This window comes from Synechococcus sp. R8-2 (genome assembly GCF_047461715.1).
Taxonomy (GTDB): Bacteria; Cyanobacteriota; Cyanobacteriia; order Thermostichales; family Thermostichaceae; genus Thermostichus.
Genome location: NZ_JANSHQ010000350.1, coordinates 1 through 2,880 on the forward strand (window position 1 = coordinate 1; position 2,880 = coordinate 2,880).

A 2,880-nucleotide genomic window follows, 5' to 3' on the forward strand; every position below is an offset into this window, starting at 1 on the left:
CTCACCGGTGAGCAGGAACACCTTTTTGCCGGTGCGGTCGCAGGTCAGCTCCAAACTCTGAGGGGATCCACTCTGCAGAGCATTGACGATGCTTTGGTAGGCCCGGTTGGCCGCTTCTTCCTCTTTTTGGTGGACAACGATGGGGGCAGGGTTCCCTTTCAGGAGCAGTTCCAGAGTGTACATGGCTGACCGTTGCGTAGTGGGCCGTGGGACAAAAGAGAGGCACCCAGAGGACGCCGTTGGCGACAGCAGGACGAAGTCCTTTTCCAGTATCGCAGGTTGGGCCAGGGTACCGGCAGGCTCAACAAATGACGGGGGAGTTTCTCTCGCCAGATTAGGCCAGGCCGGTGCCGAGAAAAGGCAGCAGGCTAATCAGCAACAGGCCCAACGTGGCCAGGGATCCCGCCAAGAAGGAGAGGGATCGCCCAATGGGAATATCGGCAATGTAGAAAAAGTTGTAGAGCAGCCGCGCCAGCAGAAACACCCCACACAGCACAGCTACCCCTTCATCTCCGCTGAGGCCAAAATACCAGGGATCCGAGTGAGGGCCGGTGATGTAGGCGATCAACGCTGCTGCCGCAAACATCCCAAAGGTCTCAAACCCGTTGGCGTGGGCCCAGGTGGCCCGTTGCCCGTAGGGAGGTAGCCTATCAAACATAGCCCGAGGAGCATGCAGGTCGTAGCCAACGCGGGCACGGGCATAGCCCACCACCCCCATGGGCAGATAGACCAAGAGCATGGCTGCCGCAATAGAGAACAGGGGGATGGCTACGAGAGGAGGATTTGGCAACATAAGATAGGCAAAAGGGCGGTGCACAATGACAGAGGAGAGAAAAGAGCCCAGCTTGGGTGGGAACTATTGCCGGGAAAATCAACACCAGAACCATTATCCATCTATCGGGCTGTCTATCCAGGCAGATGCTTGCGTCAGGAAATCTTGCGGATTTGCCGGCGGCGCTCCTCATATTCAGCGCGGGTGATCAAGCCCTGTTTCAACTGGCTTTCCAACTGCTGTTCGGGATCCCGAGCTTCTCGGCCTTCCACACTGGTCCATTCCAGCTCGATCAACTCTCGGTTGAATCGAAAATCGAAATCGGCATTGCTCATGGTCAGGATCCACAGCCCTTCCAGCAAACAAAGGGCGCGTACCCCGTAGCTGAGAATCTGCAGCGGGATGGAGGGAACGAACACCATCAGCCCCGCCACCAAGTAGCCCCAGCCCCAGCGTTGGTGCCCCATATAGAAGCGCTGCAACCCTGGAATGAACACCCCCAGCATCGCCAGCCAACCGGCCACCTCGCGGACCAACCGCCGACGTTCCTGTGGGGGCATATCAGGGCCCCTGCTCTCGGCCATAGACTGCACCAGCTAGATGTGCCATTAAGCTAGCTCAGTTTTGGCCGCACAGGGCTCAGGAACTTGGATCCAACCTCAGAAGATTTTTGAGCAGCATCCCGCCGCCTATACTTGATGGGGGCGGTTCGGGGAAGGAACATGGCAGAGCGGGAGCTATCGGTAGCGATCTTGGCAGCGGGCAAGGGCACCCGGATGCGATCACGGCTGCCCAAGGTGCTGCACAAGCTGGGATCCCTGTCTTTGATCGAGCGGCTGCTGCGCACGGTGCTGACGTTAAAGCCCCACCGCTGTCTGGTGATTGTGGGTTATGAACAGGAGCAGGTGCGCCAAGCCCTGCGGGAGTACCCGGTTGAATTTGTGGAGCAGGCCCAGCAATTGGGCACCGGACACGCCGTTCAACAGCTGTTGCCCGTCCTGGGCGGTTTTCAGGGGGATCTGCTGGTGATCAACGGGGATGTGCCCCTGCTGCGGGCAGAAACCCTGCAAGCTCTGGTGGAGCGCCACCGCCAGATGAACCCAGAGGTAACCTTGCTCTCGGCTCAGGTGGCGGATCCCTATGGCTATGGGCGGGTATTTTGCGATGCCCAACAGCGGGTGCTGGAACTGGTGGAAGAGCGAGACTGCACCCCGGCCCAACGGCAAAATCGCCGCATCAACAGTGGGGTGTATTGTTTCCACTGGCCGGCTCTGGCCCAGGTTTTGCCCCATCTCAATCGCAACAACGCGCAGCAGGAGTACTACCTAACAGATGCCGTCAAGCGGGTGGGCAAAGCCATCGCTCTGGATGTTGCCGATCCGCAAGAAATTGTGGGCGTCAACGACCGCCGCCAACTGGCCCAGGCGTACCAGATTTTGCAGGATCGCCTCAAGGAAGCCTGGATGGAAGCCGGGGTCACCTTTGTGGATCCCGACAGCAGCAGCCTGGAGGAAACGGTGGAATTGGCCCCCGATGTGATCATCGAGCCCCAAACCCATCTGCGAGGGGTGTGCCGCATTGGGCCGGGAACCCGCCTGGGGCCGGGCAGTTGGATCGAGTCCAGCGAGATTGGATCCGGCTGTCACATTCTCTACTCGGTGGTCAGCCACAGCCGCATCGGCAACCAGGTTTGGATAGGCCCCTACGCCCACGTGCGCCCCCACAGCCAGATTGGGGATCATTGCCGCATCGGCAACTTTGTGGAAACCAAAAATACCCAGATTGGATCCCACAGCAACGCCGCCCACTTGGCCTACCTGGGCGATGCCAAGCTGGGATCCCAGGTCAACATCGGGGCGGGCACCATCATCGCCAACTACGACGGCCAGCAAAAGCACTTTACCGAAATTGGGGATCGCAGCAAAACAGGCGCCAACTCGGTGTTGGTGGCTCCTTTGCAGGTGGGATCCGATGTCACCATTGCCGCCGGCTCCACCATCCCTGCCCGCTACCCCCTGCCGGATGACTGCTTGGTGATCGCTCGCTCCCGCCCGGTGGTCAAGCCCGGTTGGCGACCCGGGATCCGCTCTTCCCGCCCCCAGGAGCCC

General features: G+C 59.9%; 4 protein-coding genes. 1 reads left to right on the forward strand and 3 read right to left on the reverse strand.

Features of this window, described 5'->3' with window-relative positions:
- From NW819_RS08815 to NW819_RS08825, 3 genes are all read right to left on the reverse strand, one after another.
- The coding region (locus NW819_RS08815; protein WP_414413517.1) for a hypothetical protein at positions 1-183 on the reverse strand (183 nt) is incomplete at its 3' end.
- Between the two features lie 151 nt (positions 184-334).
- Positions 335-817 (reverse strand): MAPEG family protein, encoded by a 483-nt coding sequence (locus tag NW819_RS08820; RefSeq protein ID WP_414413518.1) that lies wholly within the window; start codon positions 815-817, stop codon positions 335-337.
- 110 nt (positions 818-927) lie between these two features.
- A complete protein-coding gene (locus NW819_RS08825) occupies positions 928-1,356 on the reverse strand; it encodes an SHOCT domain-containing protein (protein ID WP_414390833.1) in 429 nt (142 codons plus the stop codon).
- A 138-nt stretch (positions 1,357-1,494) separates the two neighbouring features.
- Here NW819_RS08825 and glmU point away from each other — a divergent pair.
- Positions 1,495-2,880: bifunctional UDP-N-acetylglucosamine diphosphorylase/glucosamine-1-phosphate N-acetyltransferase GlmU (gene glmU / locus NW819_RS08830; RefSeq protein WP_414413519.1), on the forward strand; the 1,386-nt coding region annotated here is incomplete at its 3' end.